At 41.7% G+C, this 23,947-nt stretch carries 17 protein-coding genes; 11 read left to right on the top strand and 6 right to left on the bottom strand.

Annotated features, from left to right (window positions below):
• The first annotated feature begins 163 nt into the window (after nucleotides 1–163).
• The 5 genes from dnaA to ACS8FA_RS15055 all read left to right on the top strand — a co-directional run bounded on the left by dnaA (nucleotide 164) and on the right by ACS8FA_RS15055 (nucleotide 8,169).
• Nucleotides 164–1,603: a chromosomal replication initiator protein DnaA gene (gene dnaA, locus ACS8FA_RS15035; RefSeq protein ID WP_165597808.1), complete on the top strand. Its 1,440-nt coding sequence runs from the start codon at nucleotides 164–166 to the stop codon at nucleotides 1,601–1,603.
• Between the two features lie 160 nt (nucleotides 1,604–1,763).
• Entirely contained in the window at nucleotides 1,764–2,939 is a 1,176-nt protein-coding gene (dnaN, locus tag ACS8FA_RS15040; RefSeq protein ID WP_439264642.1) for a DNA polymerase III subunit beta, read from the top strand.
• 138 nt (nucleotides 2,940–3,077) lie between these two features.
• Nucleotides 3,078–4,289, top strand: coding sequence for a DNA replication/repair protein RecF (recF, locus tag ACS8FA_RS15045; protein ID WP_439264640.1), 1,212 nt, complete (start codon nucleotides 3,078–3,080; stop codon nucleotides 4,287–4,289).
• Between the two features lie 511 nt (nucleotides 4,290–4,800).
• A complete protein-coding gene (gyrB, locus tag ACS8FA_RS15050) occupies nucleotides 4,801–7,416 on the top strand; it encodes a DNA topoisomerase (ATP-hydrolyzing) subunit B (RefSeq protein WP_439264638.1) in 2,616 nt (871 codons plus the stop codon).
• Between the two features lie 126 nt (nucleotides 7,417–7,542).
• Nucleotides 7,543–8,169: a manganese efflux pump MntP gene (locus ACS8FA_RS15055; RefSeq protein ID WP_102090586.1), complete on the top strand. Its 627-nt coding sequence runs from the start codon at nucleotides 7,543–7,545 to the stop codon at nucleotides 8,167–8,169.
• Between the two features lie 106 nt (nucleotides 8,170–8,275).
• On the opposite strand, the gene rlmF is transcribed toward ACS8FA_RS15055, so the two are convergent.
• The gene (gene rlmF / locus ACS8FA_RS15060) at nucleotides 8,276–9,313 is read right to left on the bottom strand and encodes a 23S rRNA (adenine(1618)-N(6))-methyltransferase RlmF (RefSeq protein ID WP_160021031.1); all 1,038 of its coding nucleotides are present in this window, start codon (nucleotides 9,311–9,313) and stop codon (nucleotides 8,276–8,278) included.
• Between the two features lie 87 nt (nucleotides 9,314–9,400).
• Nucleotides 9,401–10,138, bottom strand: coding sequence for a LysE family translocator (locus tag ACS8FA_RS15065; RefSeq protein WP_439264636.1), 738 nt, complete (start codon nucleotides 10,136–10,138; stop codon nucleotides 9,401–9,403).
• A 238-nt stretch (nucleotides 10,139–10,376) separates the two neighbouring features.
• On the opposite strand from ACS8FA_RS15065, the gene ACS8FA_RS15070 reads away from it, so the two are divergent.
• Genes ACS8FA_RS15070 through ACS8FA_RS15080 form a run of 3 tightly spaced genes read left to right on the top strand, consistent with a single transcriptional unit; the run spans nucleotide 10,377 to nucleotide 14,729 of the window.
• Complete coding sequence (locus ACS8FA_RS15070) at nucleotides 10,377–11,177, top strand: crotonase/enoyl-CoA hydratase family protein (protein ID WP_439264635.1); 801 nt, start codon at nucleotides 10,377–10,379, stop codon at nucleotides 11,175–11,177.
• Between the two features lie 44 nt (nucleotides 11,178–11,221).
• Entirely contained in the window at nucleotides 11,222–13,378 is a 2,157-nt protein-coding gene (locus ACS8FA_RS15075) for an McrB family protein (protein ID WP_439264633.1), read from the top strand.
• Entirely contained in the window at nucleotides 13,356–14,729 is a 1,374-nt protein-coding gene (locus tag ACS8FA_RS15080; protein ID WP_439264631.1) for an McrC family protein, read from the top strand. Before ACS8FA_RS15075 ends, ACS8FA_RS15080 begins: the two co-directional genes overlap by 23 nt.
• Before the next feature lie 264 nt (nucleotides 14,730–14,993).
• Here the strand turns inward: ACS8FA_RS15080 and ACS8FA_RS15085 are convergent, their stop codons facing one another.
• Nucleotides 14,994–15,812 (bottom strand): hypothetical protein, encoded by an 819-nt coding sequence (locus ACS8FA_RS15085; protein ID WP_439264629.1) that lies wholly within the window; start codon nucleotides 15,810–15,812, stop codon nucleotides 14,994–14,996.
• Nucleotides 15,813–16,178: 366 nt separating this feature from the next.
• On the opposite strand from ACS8FA_RS15085, the gene ACS8FA_RS15090 reads away from it, so the two are divergent.
• The 3 genes from ACS8FA_RS15090 to ACS8FA_RS15100 all read left to right on the top strand — a co-directional run bounded on the left by ACS8FA_RS15090 (nucleotide 16,179) and on the right by ACS8FA_RS15100 (nucleotide 20,203).
• The gene (locus ACS8FA_RS15090) at nucleotides 16,179–17,336 is read left to right on the top strand and encodes a MalY/PatB family protein (RefSeq protein WP_439264627.1); all 1,158 of its coding nucleotides are present in this window, start codon (nucleotides 16,179–16,181) and stop codon (nucleotides 17,334–17,336) included.
• Nucleotides 17,337–17,557: 221 nt separating this feature from the next.
• Entirely contained in the window at nucleotides 17,558–19,168 is a 1,611-nt protein-coding gene (gene guaA / locus ACS8FA_RS15095; protein WP_114701469.1) for a glutamine-hydrolyzing GMP synthase, read from the top strand.
• 48 nt (nucleotides 19,169–19,216) lie between these two features.
• Nucleotides 19,217–20,203, top strand: coding sequence for a tetratricopeptide repeat protein (locus ACS8FA_RS15100; RefSeq protein WP_102076599.1), 987 nt, complete (start codon nucleotides 19,217–19,219; stop codon nucleotides 20,201–20,203).
• Between the two features lie 75 nt (nucleotides 20,204–20,278).
• On the opposite strand, the gene ACS8FA_RS15105 is transcribed toward ACS8FA_RS15100, so the two are convergent.
• The 3 genes from ACS8FA_RS15105 to ACS8FA_RS15115 all read right to left on the bottom strand — a co-directional run bounded on the left by ACS8FA_RS15105 (nucleotide 20,279) and on the right by ACS8FA_RS15115 (nucleotide 23,523).
• Nucleotides 20,279–21,127, bottom strand: coding sequence for an HNH endonuclease (locus ACS8FA_RS15105; RefSeq protein WP_439264624.1), 849 nt, complete (start codon nucleotides 21,125–21,127; stop codon nucleotides 20,279–20,281).
• A gap of 193 nt (nucleotides 21,128–21,320) precedes the next feature.
• Complete coding sequence (locus tag ACS8FA_RS15110) at nucleotides 21,321–22,325, bottom strand: YhdH/YhfP family quinone oxidoreductase (protein ID WP_439264623.1); 1,005 nt, start codon at nucleotides 22,323–22,325, stop codon at nucleotides 21,321–21,323.
• A 220-nt stretch (nucleotides 22,326–22,545) separates the two neighbouring features.
• Nucleotides 22,546–23,523 carry a zinc-binding dehydrogenase gene (locus tag ACS8FA_RS15115; RefSeq protein WP_439264621.1) on the bottom strand — a complete coding sequence of 326 codons (978 nt, stop codon included), beginning with the start codon at nucleotides 23,521–23,523 and terminating at the stop codon, nucleotides 22,546–22,548.
• Nucleotides 23,524–23,947: the final 424 nt, after the last annotated feature.

Raw genomic sequence — 23,947 nt, forward strand, 5'->3', positions numbered from 1 at the left:
ACAGGGTATCTGTGTTAAATTAGGCGCTACTTGATATACACCTTTGTATAGGATATCAGTACGAACTCTTTGGTTAGTTGTTACGTGTAATATCGAGGCTTAGGTAGCAATTTATATTGCTAAAAAATAACTATTATTTCAGATTACAAGGTCAGTACTTTTCATGATAGACACAGCAAATATTTGGGATAAATGTCTAAACGATTTGCGTTATAACGTCAAAGACAACGTTTTTACTATGTGGCTGAGACCTCTGTCAGCTCATCAAGAAGCACAAACTTTGATTATTCTTGCTCCCAATGATTATTTTGTGACGTATATCAAGAAGAATCATCTTCAAGATATTCAGCAGTTGGTGACCAAACACAGTCAAGGTAGTATTGAAGAGGTCGTCGTACGTGTTGATAATACTGGCCGCAATGCAGAAGATAACAGTCAATCAGGTTCTTTGTTTGTAGAAGACAACGTCTCCCCTACCCCATCCGAACATAAATTTGAATCTATTCATCATAACAACGCAAAAGCAGATATCGACGCGAACATGCGTCATAATGAGCCAGTTGAGTCTGCTGATACAAAATCATTAAGCTATCTGAACCCCGAATTTACTTTTGAAACCTTTGTTACAGGTAAGTCCAATAACTTGGCTTACAAGGCTTGTTATGAGCTTGGTAAGCGCCAATCAAAAAATCGTCACAATCCTTTATTTATATACGGCCCTTCTGGATTGGGAAAAACGCATTTAATGCATTCTGTAGCTCATCGCTATTTAAAAAATAATCAAAGTTTTTATTATTTCACTTCTGAAAAATTTATAAATCAATTAGTTTATTCATTAAGAAATAATAAAATAGAAGATTTTAAAAAGAAAATTAAAAAAGTAGATTTATTAATTGTAGATGATATTCATGTATTGGCAGGGAAGACTAAAAGTAGTAATGAGTTTCTAACATTATTTGCAGATTTTACTAGTGGTGATAAACAACTTATTTTAGCCTCTGATCGACATCCCTCTCAAATGACGGAATTTGATGAACGATTTAGATCGCGGTTTTCTTGGGGTTTGACAGTCGCCGTTGATCCTCCTGAAATTGATACTCGAGTGCAAATTCTGCAGAAAAAAGCAGCCTCCTACGGTATGGTATTGCCGAAAGAATGTGCACTATTCATTGCACAAAATGTGGTGTCTAATGTCAGACGTTTAGAAGGTGCCTTAAATCAGGTGTTTGCCAATGCTAACTTAACAGGAGCACAGATTACTCTTGAGATGGTGCAATACGCACTAAAAGACATCGTTGCGATGCGTGTGCAAGCAGTGAATATGGATAACATCCGTAAGATAGTTGCTGAGTACTATGATGTCACGGTCAAAGATATCATGGGGCGTAAACGTACGCGTAGTATTGCAAGACCACGTCAAATAGCGATGGCTTTGTCGCGTGAATTAACAGGCGATAGCTTCCCTGAAATTGGTCAGTCGTTCGGTGGACGCGACCATACAACGGTGATGCACGCTTGCGATAAAGTAAATGAGTTAAGAGCAGCAGATCCTGCATTTGATAAGGATTATAAAACCCTAGCTCTGATGTTACAGGCAGGATAAAAGCGTTAGATATCGTTGTATTCTAGTAGATACAGATGGTTTATAATATCGAAAATATAAGTGCACAGATGCTCTGTAGATTATCGTCAGCAGACAAGGTATTATTGAGTCATTACGACAAATTTTTATAAAAGAATCATTCAAATAAGAGTAACTAAGCATGCAATTATCGATCAATCGAGAATCGTTACTAAAAGCTATCAACTTGATCGCCAAAGCCGCTGATAAACGCCACAATATGGTCATATTGGGTAATATCAAGCTACAGCTATCAGAATCTGAGCTTATCTTAACAGCGTCAGATTTAGAGGTAGAGCTGACATCGACATTGAAATTGCCTGCTGGCGCTTGTATAGAAGCAGGTACAACGACACTTCCTGCAACCAAGCTAAAAGATATTTGTAAATCGCTACCTGCACAGGCGCAAGTTACTCTAGCAACTCAAGCAAATGAGCGTTGCTTGTTAACTAGTGGTAAGAGTCGTTTTACATTAGGAACATTGCCAAGCGAAGACTATCCGAGCTTGGGTAACCCTGAAAATATCACACCTCTGACTATTAGCCGTAATCGTTTGACAGATTTGATTCACAAAACGCAGTTTGCAATGGCAATTCAGGATGTACGCTATTATCTAACAGGTATGCTCTTTGACGTTTCACAGCAGCAACTAACAACGGTAGCAACAGATGGCCATAGATTGGCATTAGCCCGTAGTGTGATCAATGTAAGCGCAGATCTCAATATGCAGGCTATTTTGCCACGTAAGGCAGTGATTGAGCTTGAGCGTTTAGCTTCTGAGCTTGGTAAAATGTTGGGTGATCAGGACAACGCAGTTACTCTGAGCTTCGGTCGAGAATTTCTACAAGTAAGCTTGCCATTTGGCGATGTAGATAGTGCAGGGCAGGTTAGTCAAGATCTAATGGTGACATTTACCGCGCGTTTGATTGATGGTAAGTTCCCTGATTATCGCCGTGTGATGCCGAGCAATACTGACAAGCTGGCTTTATTTAGTCAAGAAAAAATGACCGATGTATTACGCCGCGTTGCCATTTTGAGTAATGAGAAATCTCGTGGTGTGGTCTTTAATTTTGCTAGCGATGGTATGGTCGAAGTACGTGCTAATAATGCTGAGCAAGATGAAGCAGTTGAAATGATACAAGCTAAGTATCAAGGCGAGCCGATGGAGCTGTCGTTTAACGCTGCGTATCTGCAAGATGTATTGGGCGTTATCCAAGGCGATTTACAGATGCATATGAGCCAATCGAATGCCTCTGTATTGGTCAATCAACTAAATGATGAGTTCCATCAGTATGTCATTATGCCAATGCGTATATAGTGTGTTTTTCTTTGGCAATAAACAAAACTGAATAGAAATAGTACGTTTCAAAGAGCTTTGTTTTCAGTACTAAATATTGATTTTTAATGAACTTTTGCCCGCTAAGCTAGCAGGCTTTAATGGGCGGCTATCGATACTATGATTGAACGTCTACAAATATCCCACCTTAGAAACCTTACTCAAATTAGTTTAGAGCCTACTGCTTGCAACATCATTATCGGTGCAAATGGCAGTGGTAAAACCTCGTTGCTTGAAGCTATATTCTTGTTATCAAGAGGTAAGAGCTTTCGTCATCACCAGCCTAAACGTTATATCCAACATCATCAAAATAACACGACTGTTCATGCTAAGCTCAATGATAGTCGTACTTTAGCTATTCAAAAGCAAGCAGATGCTACGACCATCTTACGCCTCAATCAAACCACTGTGTATAACCAAAGTATCTTGACAGAGCAGCTACCTACATTGCTGATAGATCCATCGACGATGGATATGTTGGAGCAGGGAAGTGCGAGCCGTCGACAGTTGCTAGATTGGTTGGTGTTTCACATGAAACAAGGATTTCATCCACAATGGATGGCTTATCAACGCCTCCTAAAACAGCGCAATAGTTTACTAAAAATTACTCGTCACTTAACACAAGTACAGTTGGCTGAGCTGAAATCTTGGGATAAGGGACTGAGTAACCATGCTGCTTTGATTCATCATTATCGCGAGCAAGTATTTACTGAGTGGCGGCCTTATTTTGCCAAGAGTATCGTACAGCTATTGCCCTCTTACGCTGAGCAACTGAGCCTAAGCTATAACGCTGGGTATGACACCAGTGTTGCGCTAGATGTGCAGCTTAACGAACGGTTAGAGCAGGATTTGCAATTGGGATATACCCGCATAGGCAATCATCGTGCTGATATTCATGTGCATTGGCGTTCTGATGAGTCTATAAGCGATCAAACGACAGATGCCAGAACAGCAGCTTCAGCACATAGTGTTCAAACCAAATTACCGATTTTAAAAGAGCAGGCAGCAAATGTATTGTCTCGCGGTGAAAAGAAACTGCTCATTACTGCATTGCGCCTATCGCAACTACCACTGTTGCTAAACGATGAAGAGCGCAGTAACTCAATCAAGGATGATTTATCATCGAGAGCAACCCCTGTTGTACTTCTAGATGATATCACTGCAGAATTAGATGACAGAGCTATAGAAATACTGCTATCGACCCTCGCTAAACTCCCTTGCCAAGTATTTATGACCAGTCTAACAGACGATATTTTACCTTTAGTCAATGAACTTTGGTTACAACCAAATGTGTTTCACGTGAAACAGGGTAAGATTCTGTTTACTAACTAATATTTCATTCTTTTGCTTATACTTTTGATGATTATCCATCTACTTTCACATCTCATTACTCAGTACACTAGCCACTACTATTTGTCCTAACAGTTACTATGTTAAGACGACCTTTCACAGACCGTAAAACTCTCAGTAAACAGTGACTTAGAAGCAAAAAAATGTTAAAATAACCCTTTATTTTTGTCCTGTGCTCAGCAATTTATTTGATAGCATCATAGAAAAGATTTCTATTTTTCAATTATTCATAAGTGTTTGATAAATTTGTATTTTATTTATTTCAATAGTTTTAACAAAGGTTAGAAAAACAAAGACTATTACTAATAAATAATTTACTAATTTTATCTCTGTGCGGCCTTTTTTGAGGCTACCGGTGGTTAGTGGTTTAGCTGCTCATATGCACTTTAGATTATGAATAATAGACGTTAATTCTAAGATGCCACTATGTAGCGGACTTTTTATAAGTGCGCTAATCGTAAATGGCTGATTATGGCTAGATTAAGGAATGTACATGAGTGATTCATTACCTATTGACCACGAGCAATTGATAGACGACAGTGCTACTGAAGCCACCGTGCCTACTGTAGTTTCAGAAGTATTGCCTTCTGATTATAGTTCTAAAGATATTCGCGTATTGCGTGGGTTAGAGGCCGTACGTGTGCGTCCTGGTATGTATATCGGCGATACCGATGATGGCACAGGCTTGCATCATATGGTCTTTGAGGTAGTGGATAACTCTATCGATGAGGCGCTTGCTGGTCACTGTGATCAGATTGATATCGTTATTCACGAAGATGAATCTGTCAGTGTGATGGATAACGGTCGCGGTGTGCCTGTTGATATTCATCCAGAAGAGGGTGTATCAGCGGCGCAGGTTATTATGACGGTCTTGCATGCAGGTGGTAAGTTCGATGACAATAGCTATAAAGTGTCAGGTGGCTTGCACGGTGTGGGGGTATCAGTAGTTAACGCTCTGTCTCAAAAACTTGAGATGAATATCTGGCGCGAAGGCTATCACTACCATCAGACTTATACTGATGGCGTACCTGATAGCGATATCCAACAGATGGAAGCAACCGATCAGACGGGCACACAAATCCGCTTTTATCCTAGTAGTGATGTGTTTACCGGTACGATCTTTGAGTACGATATCTTAGCAAAACGCTTACGTGAGCTATCATTTTTGAACTCTGGTGTGCGTATTGTTTTGACTGATGAGCGTATTGATAAGCGTCATGAGTTTGAGCATAAAGGTGGCTTGCTAGAGTTTGTTAGTTACATCAATGCTGGTAAAGACGGTATCAACGAAGTATTTCATTTTACCAGTCAGCAAGATGACGGTATCAGCGTAGAAGTCGCGCTACAGTGGACAGATACATATAACGAAAAAGTATTGTGCTTCACCAACAATATTCCGCAAAAAGATGGTGGTACTCACTTATCTGGTTTCCGTTCAGCATTGACGCGTTGCCTGAACAGTTACATGGATCGTGAGAACTTATTTAAAAAAGAGAAAGTAGCCGCAACCGGTGATGATGCTCGTGAAGGCTTAACTGCAATTGTCTCCGTAAAAGTACCAGATCCAAAATTCTCAAGTCAGACCAAAGATAAGCTAGTATCAAGCGAAGTGAAATCTGCTGTTGAATCGGCTATGCATGATAAGTTCAATGACTATCTGTTAGAGAATCCAGGTGCTGGTAAAGCCATTGCTAACAAGATTATTGATGCAGCGCGCGCACGTGATGCGGCCCGTAAAGCGCGTGAAATGACACGTCGCAAGACCACTTTGGATATTGCAGGTCTGCCTGGTAAATTGGCTGATTGCCAAGAAAAAGATCCAGTATTATCTGAACTATACATTGTGGAGGGTGACTCTGCAGGTGGCTCAGCCAAACAGGGTCGTAGCCGTAAAACACAAGCGATCTTGCCATTAAAAGGTAAGATTCTAAACGTCGAGCGTGCTCGTTTTGATAAGATGCTATCATCTGCTGAAGTGGGTAACCTGATTACTGCATTAGGTTGTGGTATCGGTCCTGATGAGTATAATCCTGACAAAGTACGCTATCACAAAATTATCATCATGACCGATGCCGACGTTGATGGATCGCATATTCGTACCTTGCTATTGACGTTCTTCTTCCGTCAAACACCTGAATTGATCGAGCGTGGTTATGTATATATTGCTCAGCCGCCGCTATACAAAGTGAAAAAAGGTCGTCAAGAGTTGTACCTAAAAGATGACGAAGCGCTTAAAGCGTATCTATTGTCTTCAACAATTGACAATACCAAGCTGCATATCAGTGCCGATGCGCCTGCGATTACGGGTCAAGCGCTTGAGACACTGCTTAACGACTACAACCAAACGCAGTTGATCAAAGCACGTCTGCAGATTCGCTTCCCAGCGGTGATTTTAGACGCATTGACACATACGCCAAAACTTAGCACTGACATGACTTATGATGAGTCTGCCATGCAGGATTGGAAAGCAGCGATGCAGACTAAGCTTGATCACTTCGGTAGCGATCTAAGCCCTGAGATTGAATTGGTTAATATCCATGCGCCGCAGCCAAAAAATATGGATGCAGCCGCAGCAGATTTATTGGGTATGACGCCAGTAGTAGGTACTGAAGAAGGCGAAGCGTCAGATAGTGAGGCTTTATCTACCAAGGCTCAGTGGCTGCCACGCGTCACGGTATACGTGCATCAACTGGCACACCATTATTTGTTAGATGCTAGCTTTATCAACTCTGGTGAGTATGGCAAGTTGCTGCGTTTATCAAGTGAATGGAATACATTGCTTGAGAGCGACGCCTTTATCCGCCGTGAAGCAAGTGCGGGCACAATAAAAGACATTCCAGTACGTGACTTCGATTATCTATGGCAACAAATGATGCTTGATGCACGTCGTGGTCTAGCTATCCAACGTTACAAAGGGCTAGGTGAGATGAACGCCGACCAGCTATGGGATACAACGATGGATCCTGAAAACCGTCGTATGCTACGCGTTACGATCGAAGATGCTATCGCCGCTGACCATATGTTTACTTGCTTGATGGGTGATCACGTTGAACCGCGTCGTATCTTCATTGAAGAGAATGCACTAACAGTATCGAACTTAGATATCTAAATTTGAAACTGGTTACTGACAATTTATAAAAATACCGCTTTAATATTCAAGGCGGTATTTTTGTTTCACGTGAAACTCATTTTTTAACGTTGCTATTATTTAATAATTATAATTTGTGGGAATCAAATGGTTGAAGTAATTTTACTCGCTATTGCTTTAGCGATGGATGCGTTTGCAGTGTCGATAGGGTTGGGTGCTAAGGCTCAAAAATATAGTCATCAATATGTACTGCGCTTGGCTATTTATGCTGCGCTTTACTTTGGTATCGCTCAGGGGATAATGCCTCTTATTGGATACTTATTAGGTGCGGCAATGTTGGGTTGGCTGGCCGCTGCTGCACCTTGGATTGGCGGTACTATATTGATTGCTCTAGGTGGGAAAATGCTTTATGAAGTGTTTACTGCTGATGAGTCAGATACTGACAGTGATGATCTGGACGTCAATGATGATGCTATTAACACTGATAGTGATACAGTAACAGCCACGAGTAAGCATGGACATATCAATCACCGCACTATGTTTACGTTAGCGGTTGCAACTAGTATTGATGCAATGGCGGCAGGGTTTACGCTGAATTTATTGGCACTGAATGCGTGGCTAGCTTGCTTAATTATCGCTGTAGTAACTGCTATATTTGGCTGGATCGGGGTCTATTTGGGACGTCGCTCAGGCACATGGCTAGAGGATAAAGCTGAAGCATTGGGCGGTATCGTGCTTATTGCAATTGGTCTAAAAGTGATGTTTTTCAGCTAATTTATTTAGATTCTTACTGAGTATTTATACAAAAGTACCACTTTGAATATCAAAGTGGTACTTTTTTGTTTCACGTGAAACTCGAGTTAGTAATTTTGCTTGATGATTACTCTTCGTCAGTGTCAAAGCGCCAAGCTAGTACGCGAGTGCTTTTCTGACCTTGGCTCATCTCGATGATACGCATTTGAGCGACGTTTAGCTGCTTTAATAACAATTGCAATGGCTTAACGTTTTCAGATTTTGATACTAAGGTTGTGAACCAACCAACGTGTTCTGCAAAGCTCTGGCTTTCTTTTGCCATTTTGGTCAAGAACGCAATTTCGCCACCTTCACTCCATAGCTCTTTGTGCTGACCGCCAAAGTTCAGGTTTTGCGCAGCGTTGCCTGATTTGGTTGAACTGCGGCTGATTTGCTCGCTTTCATTCTTACCACGATGGCGCTGCAAGTTATGTTGCTTTCGGCTATTGGCTTCCATCGCTTCTTCTAATGAAGCATGAAACGGAGGGTTACAAACCACGACATCAAAATAGTCTTGACGACCAATGATGTTTTTAAAGATAAACTTAGGCTCAGGCTGCAGCTTTACTTTGACCGCACTCTTTAGTTTTGGATTAGCTTCACAAATCAGCGCTGCGGTGTTGACTGAGATAGGGTCAATGTCACTTGCTGTAAAGCGCCAGCCATAGCTTTGACTACCAACGATAGGGTAGATAGCACTGGCACCAGTACCGATATCAAGGGCGTGAATTTCTTTACCCGTTGGCGGTGTGTTATCGGCGTTTACGTGAGTGGTTTGCGCCAGTAAATCCGCGATATAGTGAATATAGTCGGCACGTCCAGGAATAGGCGGACATAGATAACCTTCAGGAATGTCCCAAAATTTAACCCCGTAATAGTTCGCCAACAGTGCTTTATTTAGCACGCGAACAGCCTGATGATCCGAGAAGTTAATCGTCGACTCACCTTTAGGGTTGGTAATGGTGTGGTCAGCAAGCTCTGGTAAGGCGCGAGTCAGTATTGCAAAGTCATAACGACCTTGGTGCGGGTTGCGTGGGTGCAGCTGACCGAGTTTTTTCGCGGTCGCAGGAGATCTATTTCTGTGTTTACTATTTGCAGGGTTACGGGTCATGGGCTTACTTGTCATAATGTCAGGCTACGATATATGGATATAAGTAACCAGTGTAGCAGATTTCGCAGGTTGCTAATTGTTTATCCGCGCTTTATCGGTCGCTTATCGGTGACGTAATATCAAGTTAAGCCCTAATACGATCATCGCAGTACCCAATACACGGTCGATCCAATGCTCAAATCGTTGGAAGCGTCGATGTACCGCAGGGATAGAGAGTAGCATGACGACCGTACTAAACCACGCCATCTGTAACACCATCATCCATACACCATAAATAGCCAATTGCCAAAGCGGGATATCAGGCGACAATACAAGAGTAAAAATAGCTACAAAATAGATAGGCGCTTTTGGGTTAAAGACATTACAAAGAAATCCGCGACGCAACGTGGCAAAGGTAGATTCGCCATTACTAGACGATTTTTTGATAGTGGCTTCTCTTGTTGTAGGTGTGGTTTGGCTAGTAAGCGAATCTTGCGAAACGTGAGCGCTTGAACCTACTTGCGAGTCTGTTTTTTCTAAAAGGTGAGCTGTGTCTAAATCTGCTGGTTTTTCAGGCTTAGCTTGGATACCTTGCCAACCTAAGTAAATCAGATAGCCACCACCCAACCATTTAATAGTAGTCAATAATGGCTGCGAATGAGCAATGACAGTCGCCAGTCCTAATACAGAATAGATAATATGGACGGCAAGACCCAAGGTAATACCGAGACTACAAATCAAACCTGTGCGTCGACCTTTTGCTAATGTCTGCTGTGAGACTAAGACAAAATCAGGGCCAGGTGAAGCCGCAGCCAATAGATGTACGCTAGTGATGAGCAAAAAACCGTGCCAAAATTCCATAAAATACTCTGAACCATATTTAGACCTGCAACATAGTTGCACTTATCGTAAATTAGGTCAACTTTTATCGATTTTTGCACTATGCGAGTCATCTCTATTGCTTGTGTTATAGAACGAGGGTGTCTATATTAAAGGTGACTTATCGCTCAATCTCTACCGATAAATTATTGAGATTCGACTATATAACCACTCATTATATGCAAAATATGCAAATAATTACTTTAACAAGGATGGAACCATGACTACGGATAGTAACGCCACAGAAAACCGCATCACTTATAACACGCAAGGCCATGTTTGCCTTGTCGGGCTAAACCGTGCCAACAAACGCAACGCCTTTGACAGTCATATGATTGCCCAACTGTCTAACGCCATGACTCGCTACGAGCAAGATGACAACTTACGTTGTGTATTGATATTTGCCCATGGAGATCACTTTACCGCTGGGCTAGATTTGGTAGAGCTACAAGACAAGCTAAACGATGGCGTGTTTGAGTTTAATGACGATCAAATCGACCCATGGGGTATTAGTGGAAAACTGCGTACCAAACCCGTGGTCGTCGCGGTAAAAGGTACTTGCTTCACCGTGGCTATCGAGCTGATGCTAAATAGCGACGTGGTCATCGCTAGTGATAACTGCAACTTTGCCCAAATGGAAGTCCAGCGCGGCATCATGCCGTTTGGCGGTGCGACGGTACGTTTTGTAGCCGCTGCTGGTTGGCAAAAAGCTATGCCGTATTTGCTGACAGGTAAAGCATTCGATGCGCAAACGGCTGATAGACTGAACTTAGTCAGTGAAGTGGTAGCTAATGGTACTGAATATGAGCGAGCATTAACGCTAGCGCAAGAGATCTGTAAAGCCGCGCCTTTGGGTGTGAGAGGTGCATTGTCGTCAGCACAAGATGCTAGCCGTAATGGCGCAGCAACGGCATTGGCCAATATCCATAGCTATCTGCCGCCACTATTTCATTCAGAAGATGCGAAAGAAGGTGTAATGGCAATGGTTGAGAGACGTGAGGCTGAGTTTAAGGGGCGGTAGTTTTAGGAAAAATACTAAAAAATTATTAATTTATAGGAATAAATATGGAGCAGGTCGTCGTTAGAAGTGATGATTATAATTCTAAATCGCAAGTTACTAAGTATGAATGGTTGGAGATATTATCTGACGATAATTTTATGACCAGTAACTATAAATATGTACTGAGTATCTTTTTTTTAGAACCTGAGTACAAGGCAACCTGTAAATATTTAGCAGAAAAATATCATACACATTCTAACTCTCTTACTGCTCTAGTAACACATTTTAGTAGAGTTGTTCAAGAGCGTTTAAATAGGTTTGAAATAACTACTGAGGAGGGAGATAAGACCTACTGGCTAGTTACAATGCTTGGCAAGAAGGTAGCGGGTAACTTATTTGAATGGAAACTACGGGACGAGTTAGTTGAAGCAATGAAGGAACTCGACTATATCAATGCCAATGCTATCAAAATAGATAGCATTGGTCATTTAGTCAGTCTTATAAACAAAGACGTTGGTGATTTAAAAAGAGACTTTCTTATAGCGAGAAAAGAGCTGACAGGCAATCAAAGAATCACTAACTCTAAATTGCTGTTCAAATATGATAGCGAAGACAGAGAGTGGGCAATTAACGAAGGGGCTGGTACCGAAGTTCAGTACCATATTTACTTGTCAGACAATAGAATTGGTTATGGACTGGGGTTTAATACGCTGTATGTCAGATTCAAAGAAGAAAAGACTCCGATAGAGTATATCAAGCCTTATATAGATGCTTTCATTGCTTTGAAAGACAGTGACGAGATGATCAAGCTTGCCAATAGAGACTTTGCATTAAATACGGATGAATACGACTTCCAAAATCCTATTAGAGACGAGCATTACTTATTTGGTCGAATAGTAGCGTTAGATGATGAACAAAAACTGCATTTAGTCGAATACTACAATATTATAAATGATCTAAAAGGCGATCTATTTAATGCCTATAAAAATATTTTTAAACTCGCCAATGAATTAAATATGACTGAAAAATCAAGTAATCAAAATCATCAGCCATTTATCACTAATCCTTTGCTACAAGAAATTAGCGAGCTATTACTTGCTAATAAAAATCTCATACTTACAGGTGCACCAGGAACAGGTAAAACCTATTTAGCTAAAACGTTGGCTGAGGAATGGGATGCAGAATATGAACTCATTCAGTTTCATCCATCTTATGACTATACTGACTTTGTAGAAGGCTTACGACCTATTCAAAATGAAAACGGAGAAGTTGGTTTTGAGCTACGAGATGGAAGCTTTAAAAAGTTCTGTAAAGAAGCACGAAAATATCAAAATAATCAACAGTTAAGCAATTTTGAAGAAGTTTATCAAAGATTTATAGATGATATATCCGAAAGCGCTATAGACTTAGTGACGCCTAGCCAAGGAAGTCCATTCACAATTATTGTGAACACGCGTGAAAATATCACAGCTGTTTTATCAAGTGAAACACAGAGACAAATCACGTTAACTAAATCGTTGATACAAAATTACTTTGAAACAGGCAAAGCGCTCAACTGGAAGCCTTATCTGATTCCAGTATGCGAATACATCAAAAAAAACTATGACTTAACCCTTACCAATACAGATAATCAGAATAAAAAATTCATTATTATCTTGGATGAGATTAATCGTGCTGAAATCTCTAAAGTATTAGGTGAGCTTTTCTTCTCTATTGACCCTGGCTATCGAGGGGAGAGTGGTAGAGTCACTACTCAATATGCCAATTTGCAAACGGACGAAGATGTATTCAAAGAAGGTTTTTATATACCAGATAACGTCTATATCATTGGCACAATGAATGATATCGACCGCAGTGTTGAGTCTTTTGATTTTGCTATGCGCCGTCGTTTTGCATGGAAAGAAATTAAATCAGCAGATCGACTATCTATGTGGGAAGGTCAAATTGATGATTGGGCAGAGGAAGCAGAACAACGCCTAATGGATTTAAACAAGGCTATCGAATCTGTGCAAGGATTGAATTCGGCTTATCACGTTGGCCCATCTTACTTCCTAAAGCTTGCCAACTATGATGGCGATTTTGATAAGTTATGGACATATCATTTAGAGTCGCTACTTTTTGAATATCTGCGTGGTTATCCTAATGCTGAGCAACAGATTCAAGGATTAAAAGATGCCTATAATCTACAGTTAGGGTTTGATGATGATCGTAACGACGGATAATACCTCATTAATTTTAGGCTCTAATGAGCCAAACGTTAATAAAATTATAGATGATTTATCACTACTCGCTAGTAAAAATATTGGCGAGCTAGTGACCGCACACCCCAATTTATTGATTTTCCCCACACATTTTGAAGATAACGAAGATGATATTGCCAGTAAGCCAATCTTTGAATTAAATGTTAGTGAGTCTCAGACCGTTTTAGAGACAGGCAATGTCATGGGCTTTATTGGTGTAAAAGGTACACAGTTGAAAATCCAGTCCCGTTTTGCTCGGGCATCTGTTGTAGGTAGTGATGACCAAGCCAATCAAGAAGAGGCTATTGAAGAAGATTATTTTCTACATTATATGCTGCAAAAAGTATTGTGTATTAACCTGTTTGATTTAAAGCACAGTAGAAATCAAACCAACCTATTTGATTTTTTAGTATATTTATTTCCTCATTTTCTTAAAAAAGCGCTCTCACAAGGCCTGTATAAAGAGTATCAAAAGCAAAGCTATAACGACAGTAGTCTCAAAGGGGCTATCGATGTCAAAGCCCATCTGCGACAGAATCTGCCGTTTCGAGGCAATGTTGCCTACAGTGTGCGTGAGCATAGTTTTGATAATCCAATTTCCCAGCTCATTCGTCACGCCATAGAGTTTATCAAACAAAAACCCAATCTGAGAGATGTGTTGCATAGCGACAGCGAAACACTTGATTTCGTCAATCTGATTGTCCAACATACTCCGTCATATCATGTACGTGACCGGCATACTATTATCAATACTAACCGTAAGCCTTTTGTACATCCTTACTTTACGGAATACAGTGGCCTGCAAAAAATCTGTCTGCAAATTTTACGTTATGAAGGTTTGAAATACGCTAACAATGATGATAAGGCTCACGGCATTTTGTTTGATGGAGCGTGGTTATGGGAGGAGTACCTCAACACACTACTACGTCCTATCGGATATGACCATCCTACTAATAATAACCGACAAGGTGGTATCAAGGTCTATGCTCAAAAATTTTCAGGTAATAACGTCCGTCGTTATCCTGACTTTGTGAAAGACAGTCGTATTATTTTAGACGCTAAATATAAGCGTATGAAATATAACAAAATCGATAGAGATGACCTTAATCAAGTCCTGTCATACTTGTTTTTGTATAAAGCAGATATCGGAGGTTATGTTGCCCCTACAGAAGAGGATGACTTGGCGCTAAATATGGGATTGCTTAATGGTTTTGGTGGCAGTATCCACAAATTTAAGCTCTCCATTCCGCAAAAAGTCACAAGCTATCAAGTGTTTAAAAGAGCTATTGCTGAGAATGAAGTGAGGTTGATAGAGAATATTGGTGGATTATAAGGTACTCAGAGTAATAAGGAACTGTTTGTGACTGCTTAAAGCTTGCCATTATATAACATGAGCTTTAAAGCACGTTTTAGCCCTGAGGTAATGTCTAATGGCAGGATTAGCTCCAATTTTATAACAACTCTGATAACCACGAAATCTAACACAGCACTCCAAAACACCACCAAGCAAACCAAAAAAACCTCGCAATCGCGAGGTTTTTTGTTTTATCTAGTATGACTGACTACAACAGCATCAGTGTTGACCACTCAACTATAATTATTTAGCTTTTTGGTAGTAGTCAACCATCATAGTGCCTAAAGTGCCGTTGTCATCGATTGTGACGATTCTGACCTTACCTGATTGTGCTGCGGTACTCGACTGAACTTGTCCGGCGTTACCTAGGACGACTTGGTTGTCTTTAGATGCTTTTGCCTCATTACCGATAGCGATACTGTTCATGCCGCCTGCCATAGATTTATTACCGACTGCGACCGAAGTTGCGCCTTGTGCCATAGCTGCCTCACCGACAGCGGTAGAGCGCATACCGCTTGCATTGGCTAGATGACCAAATGCTTGTGCACGTTCAGCAGTGGCTTTTGACTGCCAACCGATAGAGGTTGAGCCTAGACCAGCAGCATTGGCTTCACCGCCAACAGCAGTGGCTGAGTTTAGACCTGCATTGGCTTTATTACCGACAGCAACCGTATCGTTATTTCCACCTGCCATAGCTGCTTCACCGACAGCGGTAGAGCGCACACCACTTGCATTGGCTAGATGACCAAAAGCTTGCGCACGTTCGGCAGTGGCTTTTGATTGCCAACCGATAGAGGTTGAGCCTAGACCAGCAGCGTTCGCTTGACCGCCAACGGCAGTAGCTGAGTTTAATCCTGCATTGGCCTGACTACCGATGGCAACGGTATCATTGGTGCCGCTAGTTGTGGCAGCGTTGCCGAGAGTGATGGCGGTGCTGCTAGTTGCGTTTGCAGTCTGATGGTCAGTTCCTGTTGCCATAGCAGTGCAAGAAGCGGTTGCGGCAATGGCAAAGGTGAGGGCACTAATCTTTAGTACTGATTTCGGTAAAAAGTCCATTTTCATTCTTCATTCCTTTTTGTTAGCCTTGATGGCTTATTAGATAGTTTGGGTAGATGTTGATAGATTATAATCATGGCAACATCAGCGCACTCTGGCACAAATAACTTTATGATAGATAGAGTCCGAAACCTTAATGTAGCATTATTTTTTAATCATTATTGAAATAATGTTTACTTTATATCTTTGAAGGTTATTTAAGCCGATAAATGGATAATTAGAGTCTAAAAGCACTTTAATTATTTGTAAAAAATCGAATACGTCTTAATCGACTAAAGCAGATAGCGTAGCGTATATTGATAATACAATGCATATATTGCGCTGTATTTTTTACGTTCCAAACCATTATTATTCCAAATAAGAAGAGTACCAATGCAATATAACTTTGATGAAATAATCGACAGACGCGATACCGGCTCACTCAAGTGGCACTATAGCGATGACACGATTGCGCTATGGGTAGCAGATATGGATTTTAAGGCTGCCGCACCGATACTAAGCACGGTTGAGCAAGTCATGCAGCATGGCATCTTGGGTTATACCAAACCTACTGACGCTTTATATGACTCAATTATTAACTGGCATGGCAGTCGTTATGACTTGCAGTTAGAGAAGCAAAATATCTTGTTTTCCCCTGGTGTCGTGCCAAGCCTAGCGCTGATGATGAATGTCTTTACCAAGGTAGGCGAAGCAGTATTGGTCAATGATCCTATTTATACACCGTTTATGACCAAGGTTGAGGGCAATGGCCGCAAGCTTGTGCTCTCTGCATTACAGGAAGTCGAAGGTAAATATCATCTGAACTTGGTTGATATCGAAGCTAAAATCATCGAGCATGAGGTTAAGCTTTATCTACTGTGCAATCCGCATAATCCTGGCGGGCGCGTATGGACGAGGGACGAGCTAGAAGCGCTACTTGCGATTTGCAGAAAGCATAATGTGGCAATTGTGAGTGATGAAATTCATCAGGATTTAACCCTGACTGGTCATACTTTTACGCCATTTCTGACGCTGGCAGAAGGCTATGAGCACAATGTCGTCAGCCTGACTTCGATGACCAAAACCTTCAACATCGCAGGTATCAAAGGCTCGATGATATTTGCTAAAGATAAAGCGCTAATCAAAAAAATCAGTCAGCAGCAGCAATTAAACGATGAGTACGAGCTGAACCTATTTGCGTATACAGCCATGCGTAGTGCTTACGAGCACGGCGGTGAGTGGCTAGATCAGGCGCTTAATTATATCGAAGCCAATATTGAATTGACCGTGCAATTTTTAAATGAGCATTTGCCTGATATTAAAATCATGTGCCCAGAAGCATCGTACCTAATCTGGCTAGATTGCTCAGCATATAGCCAAGACGATCAGGCGCTGTATGACGCGCTTAGAGCTGCTAAAGTTGAGCTAAACGCCGGTATTAAATATGGCGAGGAGGGACATTTAAAGATGCGTTTAAATGTTGCCTGCCCTAAAGAAGTATTGATAGAAGGGTTGAGTCGTATTCATGCAGCGTTGGGTGATATTACGTAGTAAACCTAGCAAATGACTGATGAATAGAGAGGAAGACAGTTTGCTCATAATTGGGTTTGCTGTCTACTCTTTGCTTATTTTTGTCCTTACTTAGGGAGTAATTATTCAAATTGAAGGTATGCGCGAATAATAATCGTGAATAATTAACCATCTAATAGCCAATAGAGGGCGTAAACTTGTTAAAATAGGGCACCAATTTATCTATTGATGGATATCGATTTATGACCACTGCTGCTGCCACTCCTGCAATCAAAGAAGATCGCATCTTAATCCTCGATTTTGGCTCGCAATATAGCCAGTTAATCGCCCGCCGTGTGCGCGATTCTGGGGTGTTTTGTGAGATGTTCCCTTATGATATCGACACTCAGCGCATCATCGATTTTGGCGCAAAAGGCGTCATCTTGTCAGGTGGCCCTGAGAGCGTCCACGCAGAAAACAGCCCACGTATTAACGATGCGGTATTTGATCTAGGCGTACCAGTACTAGGTATCTGCTACGGTATGCAAGCGATGGCAGATCGTTTCGGCGGGCAAGTTCATGCCAGTGATATTCATGAGTTTGGTGCGGCGACCATCGAAGTAAATGGTCACTCGCAGCTGACTGACGGTATCGAAGACAGCAAGACTGACGGCGCGGCTGCCAAGCTAAACGTTTGGATGAGTCATGGTGACAAGGTCATCGAAGTACCTGAAGGCTTTGACATCATCGCTAGTACGCCAAGCTGTCCGATCGCGATTATGGCCAATGATGACAAGCAATACTACGGCCTACAGTTCCATCCAGAAGTGACGCATACGCTACAAGGTCAAGAGCTGCTTGGTCGTTTCGTGCATCAAATCTGTGAGTGTGCAGGTGAGTGGACGCCAGACAATATCGCTGATATGCGTATCGCACAGCTGAAAGAGCAAATCGGTGACAAGCAAGTATTGCTAGGTCTATCAGGCGGTGTGGACAGTTCAGTCGTTGCCGCGCTATTGCACAAAGCAATCGGTGATCAGCTGACTTGTGTGTTCGTTGATAACGGTCTGTTGCGTTTGCATGAAGGCGACCAAGTCATGCAAATCTTTGCAGAAAACATGGGTGTAAAAGTCATCCGTGTTGATGCTGAAGATTTGTTCTTAGATGCGCTAGCAGGCGAGTCTGATCCAGAGAAAAAACGTAAAATCATTGGTAAAACCTTCATCGACGTATTCGCTGATAGCGCGCGTCAAGTGAGTGAGCAGAGCGATGGAAAAGTCGTTGAGTTCTTGGCACAGGGTACGATTTACCCAGACGTGATCGAATCTGCAAAGTCGCATCAAGGCAAAGCACACGTCATTAAGAGCCATCATAACGTAGGTGGTTTGCCAGATGATTTGGCATTTAAGCTGATTGAGCCGTTGCGTGATTTGTTCAAAGATGAAGTACGTAAGCTTGGTATTACCTTAGGATTACCAGCCAAAATGATCTATCGCCATCCGTTCCCAGGTCCAGGTTTGGGCGTGCGTATCCTTGGTGAAGTTAAAAAAGAATATGCTGATATCCTGCGTTTGGCAGATGCAATCTTTATGCAAGAGCTTGAGCGCTCAGGCTGGTATGACAAGACTGCACAAGCATTTGCGGTATTCCAACCAATCAAATCTGTCGGCGTGGTCGGTGATGGTCGCCGCTATGCATGGGTAATCGCGCTACGTGCAGTTGAGACCGTAGACTTTATGACGGCTCGCTTTGCGCATCTGCCATATGATTTGATCGAGACAGTATCGAACCGCATTATGAATGAAATCGCTGAAGTATCACGTGTGACTTATGATGTTTCGAGTAAGCCGCCTGCAACGATTGAGTGGGAATAATTATTCATATGCTATGATTGTAATATCAACGCAAAGGAGTGATGGACTATGAAACTGGTTCATGTGGGACAAAACGAGTGGATGTTTGAAGATGACGTTAGCGATAAGTCGGCTGACAATAGATCAAATGCGCTTGGCGCTGGTAGAGCGCTTAATCTTAAAATAAAAGCCTTTGTAGATGCCGAGGTAAAAAGAGGTCGTGATATCAACGATATTATGAATGAAGTCATGACCAAATTTCAGCATGAAATTGTGCAAGACTTTGATGAGCAGCCGCCAACCTCATTCCAAGTGATACAGATGACGCTGGAGAAAGAAGGTTATGAAGTGGCTCGTGATATTGCTCAGTTTTTAGTATTAGAGAATATGAATGACCCTGATGCTTACTTTAACTTAGCATTTTTGTGTGAGCAGCATGATGACAGCTTTTTAGCACTATTGAGTAGCCGCGAATGTATGCGCCTATACTTAGAGTATTTCCCCAAAAACTTTAATTGGCAAAAAAGTAAGCTGCCATGGGGCATCATGGAGAACCGTCCCTTTTTGCGAGCGCTGTTTCAGCTGGCAAATGTCTATGCTGACAATATGAGCTTTGATGAAGCCTGCGAGCAGGGAGAAAGGCTGCTACAAGTTTGCCCTAATGACAACCTAGGTATGCGTGAAGCGCTGATAGAATGGTACATGTTTACCGAAGAGTATCAGAAAATAATTCGAATTTGCGACAACTATCCAGAGGATATGCTTGCAAATATCGCTTTCGGTAAGGTGCTGGCTTACTGTTATCAAGATAAATTAGATAAGGCTGAAAAAGAGTGGGATATCGCAAAAGATAACTTGCCTGAAGTGGCGCATGAAATTCTTAAAAAGCGTCATCCTAGACCACGCGGTATGGGTATCAATAGTTATGGTATCGAAATTGGTGGTAAAGAGCAGGCTTATCTCTACTGGCAAGATATGGGCGATTGGTGGGAAGAAAATACTACCGCTCAAACCCTGATTGAGAAAAAACGTGCTGAGAAAAAGAAGAAAAAATAATTTGATTTAGCGGCACTTCTCTTTAGTTAAAACACTCAACTTAGTTGGGTGTTTTTTGTTTTAAACATAAAAGTTTTACTCGATAAGTTTTGCTTCGATAGCAGCAACTTTGTTTATTAACTTATTATTAAATTCTAAATGGCCTAAAGAGTAGTGAGCTTTTCGATGACAGGTAGGACATAACGCAATAACGTTTTGAGGTAAGTCCGCACCACCATCTGCCAATCTAGTTAGATGATGAACTTCCAGATAAGGTCCAGATTTAGTTTCAAATGGCGCTGTCTCATTACATCCCTCGCATAAACCATTAGCTCTTTTTTTAGCATACAGCTTAATTGCTGTACTACGGTTTTGAATAGACTGAATTTTTTCTTGAGTGCTTGCGTGGGTTGGTGTTGAACTTAAGGCAATTTCTCGTAATTGCTGTAATGATTTACCTTTACTAGGCTTAATGATATAAACGGCTTTAGGGGCTTTAACTACTTTAGATGGCAGGGTTTGAGTTGTATCAATATTTTTAGTATTAACCATATCTAGATGAAAAATGATAGCGACACGAAGCTCACCATTTCTATCTGGCCGTTCTTCAATATGATGAAAAACGTAATTACAATACCCTAAAAACCGTACAAAGCCTCGTGATGTTGATTCGAAAAGTAGAATTTCTTTATTGTTTTTTTGATGATCATGAATTGCCAAATTACCTTTGGTCATTTTCATGTCACCTTCTTGGCCTTCACCCGTATATTTAAAGGTGCCGTTAGGGTCAAAATCATCAATATAGCCATATTCGCCGACAGCATCGCCGGTAAAAATAAATATATAGGGATGCTCGGCAGGCGTTGCTATGCCACCATATTGTTGCCCTTTATATATACCGTGTATATCAGAACGACGGTTATAGATTTTTCCTATTTTAAACACTATGGCTTCCCTATTTTTTTATTAAGCTAATAGAGTTTACTATAGTTGATAACAGTTGTTCTGTTTCTTGCCTTTAATTGTAAGTTTTGGAGTTTATAAAAGCCTATGATGTGAATCTAAAAAAATAGCGGTGCTCTCCAAAGTAAAGAGCACCGTTACGGCTTGCAAAGTTTAGCTGTTAAAAACCTAAATCCTACCCCCGCACATTCACTACATAACGCCCAACCACCTTACTCGAAATAAAGCGATCTAAATATTCAGGCGTTTGCTCAAGGATAATTTCTTCAGCATAACTCTCAAGGTCAGGCAATTTCATATCGGTTGAAACGCGCTCCCAAATGGCCTTTTTATCGTCCAATGGAATATAGACCGAATCGATACCCAATAATGACACTGCTCTGGTGATAAATGGCATGACCGTCATCGAAAACTCCGCACCGCCCGCTAGGCCGCAACTGGTCACTGCACCGCCCGCTTTGGTTTGCTTGAGCAAATTAGCTAGATAATCGCCACCGAGCGTATCAATGGCATTGGCCCACAGCTCACGGCCGATAGGTTTGCTACCGATTTCATTGATCGTATCGCGATGACGGACTTCACTCGCGCCAAGATCTTTTAGATAATCGCTTTGTTCAGGCTTACCTGAGAAGGCGATAACCTCGTAGCCCAATTGACTTAATATCGCGATACTGATACTACCGACGCCGCCCGTGGCTCCTGTGACCGCGACTGGGCCATCACTGGGTTTTGCGCCCATTTTTTCTAATTTTTGAATGCTCAAAGCCGCTGTCAAACCGCCTGTGCCGTATATCATCGCTTCTTTTAATGTTAATGATTTTGGACATGCTATCGCCCAATCAGCGGGTATCGAGATTATCTGGCCAAGCCCGCCTGCGGTGTCCATGCCGAGATCATAGCCGAATACCAACACTTCTTGCCCTGCGCTAAACGTGCCTGATTTGTCACTGACGACGACACCTGCCGCGTCAATACCAGGGGTATGCGGATAGTTTCTGGTGATTCTTTTATTGCCCGTGGCTGACATGGCATCTTTGAAGTTCAATGATGAATAATGCACTTCGATGAGCAAGTCATTCTCTGGTAAGTCACTGACTTTACGCTCTTGAATGCTTTTTTTGAATTCGCCGTCGTTAGTTTCTTCAACGACTAAGGCTTTAAACGTTTTCTCGTTTGACATAGTGATATCCCTATTACGTTTTATTGTTTATGTTCATGAGTCATGGCTTAACTATCGCATGCTTCATTATCTCATGACTGCAAAGTCACTAAAGCAAAAAAACCCACTGTACTTTAGGATAAATACAAACGGGCTTCTTCTTATTTTATGCTACCTCTGATGACAATAGTCATTGAAAGGTTAGTGTGTAAATTATAGTTTTAACAGTACTTTAAAGGTACTAAGGTTTTAATAGTACCTTACCTTTTTTGCCAGATTGCACATCACCTGAGACGGCTTTGGTAATCTCATCAAGCCCATAAACCGCTTCAATTGGTAATTTTAGATTGCCGTTGGTCGCGCGCTCTAGTAGTTCATCAATCAGACGCTGCTTGTTGTCCAGATCCATTTCTTGGCTGGTTTTGCTGCCCCAGAAGCCTTTGACGATAGCTTGCTTAAAGATCAGGCTGCCAGCGTCTAGTGCCATTGGTTTGCCTGACATGATACCAAATGAGACCAGCGTGCCTTTGCTGCCAAGTAACGATAGTAGCTCGTTGCTCGATTCACCACCGACTGAATCGACGGCTGCTGTGATCTTGTTATCGCCGATGATAGCGCGAACTTGGTCTTTCCAGTCATCATCAGCGGTGACGACATTGTTTTTAATACCGAGCGAGGTCAGCTCTTCTATCGCGTCTTTACTACGTACGAGATTGATCGTATTTACACCGCGTGCTGCTGCTAGCATCGCAAGCGTTTTACCAACAGCGCCGTTTGCCGCGTTATGAATAATCCATTGACCTTTATCTACTTCTAGGAACTCTAATAGCATTAGGGCAGACAGCGGCATAGCAATCAGTTGGGCAGCCAACTCATCTTCAATACTATCAGGCATGTTAAATACCATGCTGGCAGGGGCGACAAAATACTCTGCCCACGTCTCGTGTACACTAGCGCACGCCACACGTTGGCCGACGCTTAGGTCTGTGACGTCATCACCCACAGCATCGATAATACCTAACGCCTCACTACCACCGATGGCTGGCATCTCAGGCTTATAGCCGTATTGACCACTTACGGTTAGCAAGTCATGGTTATGAATAGGGGAAAGAATGGTTTTGATACGGACTTCGTTGGCAGCTGGCTGCGGCATGGGACTGTCGGCAACGCTCAATACGTCAGAAGGTTTGCCAAAGCTGTTATGAGTAGCACTACGCATAATGATTTCCTTTATATATTTATGATTTAATTTATGTATAAGTGTATGAATAACCGACTATAAACATCATGTCATTGAGATCACTCATCGATGTATTTTTTCTTCTAGTAGAAACGATACCATGATAATGATGCTTAGAGGTTATCGACTAACAAAGACACTATACTTAAAAATAGACTGGTCGTCTAGGAGTCGGATACATTTGCGCTAACGGAATTTTGTTATAGAAAGTTTGGCTTACATCGGTCATATTCTCTAGCGTTAGATAGCCAAGCTCATATACATGGGATACAGCATTAGGCCAGTTCAGTCTATGCTCTGTAGAACTTTGACTAGCTTGCCTTATATCTAAACTATCTTAGAATGACGATGGCTCAGACTGATGATGACTCAGAGTGACTATGGCTTAGAATGATGATAGCTA

The sequence above is a fragment of the Psychrobacter sp. 1Y1 genome, assembly GCF_051847395.2.
GTDB lineage: Bacteria > Pseudomonadota > Gammaproteobacteria > Pseudomonadales > Moraxellaceae > Psychrobacter.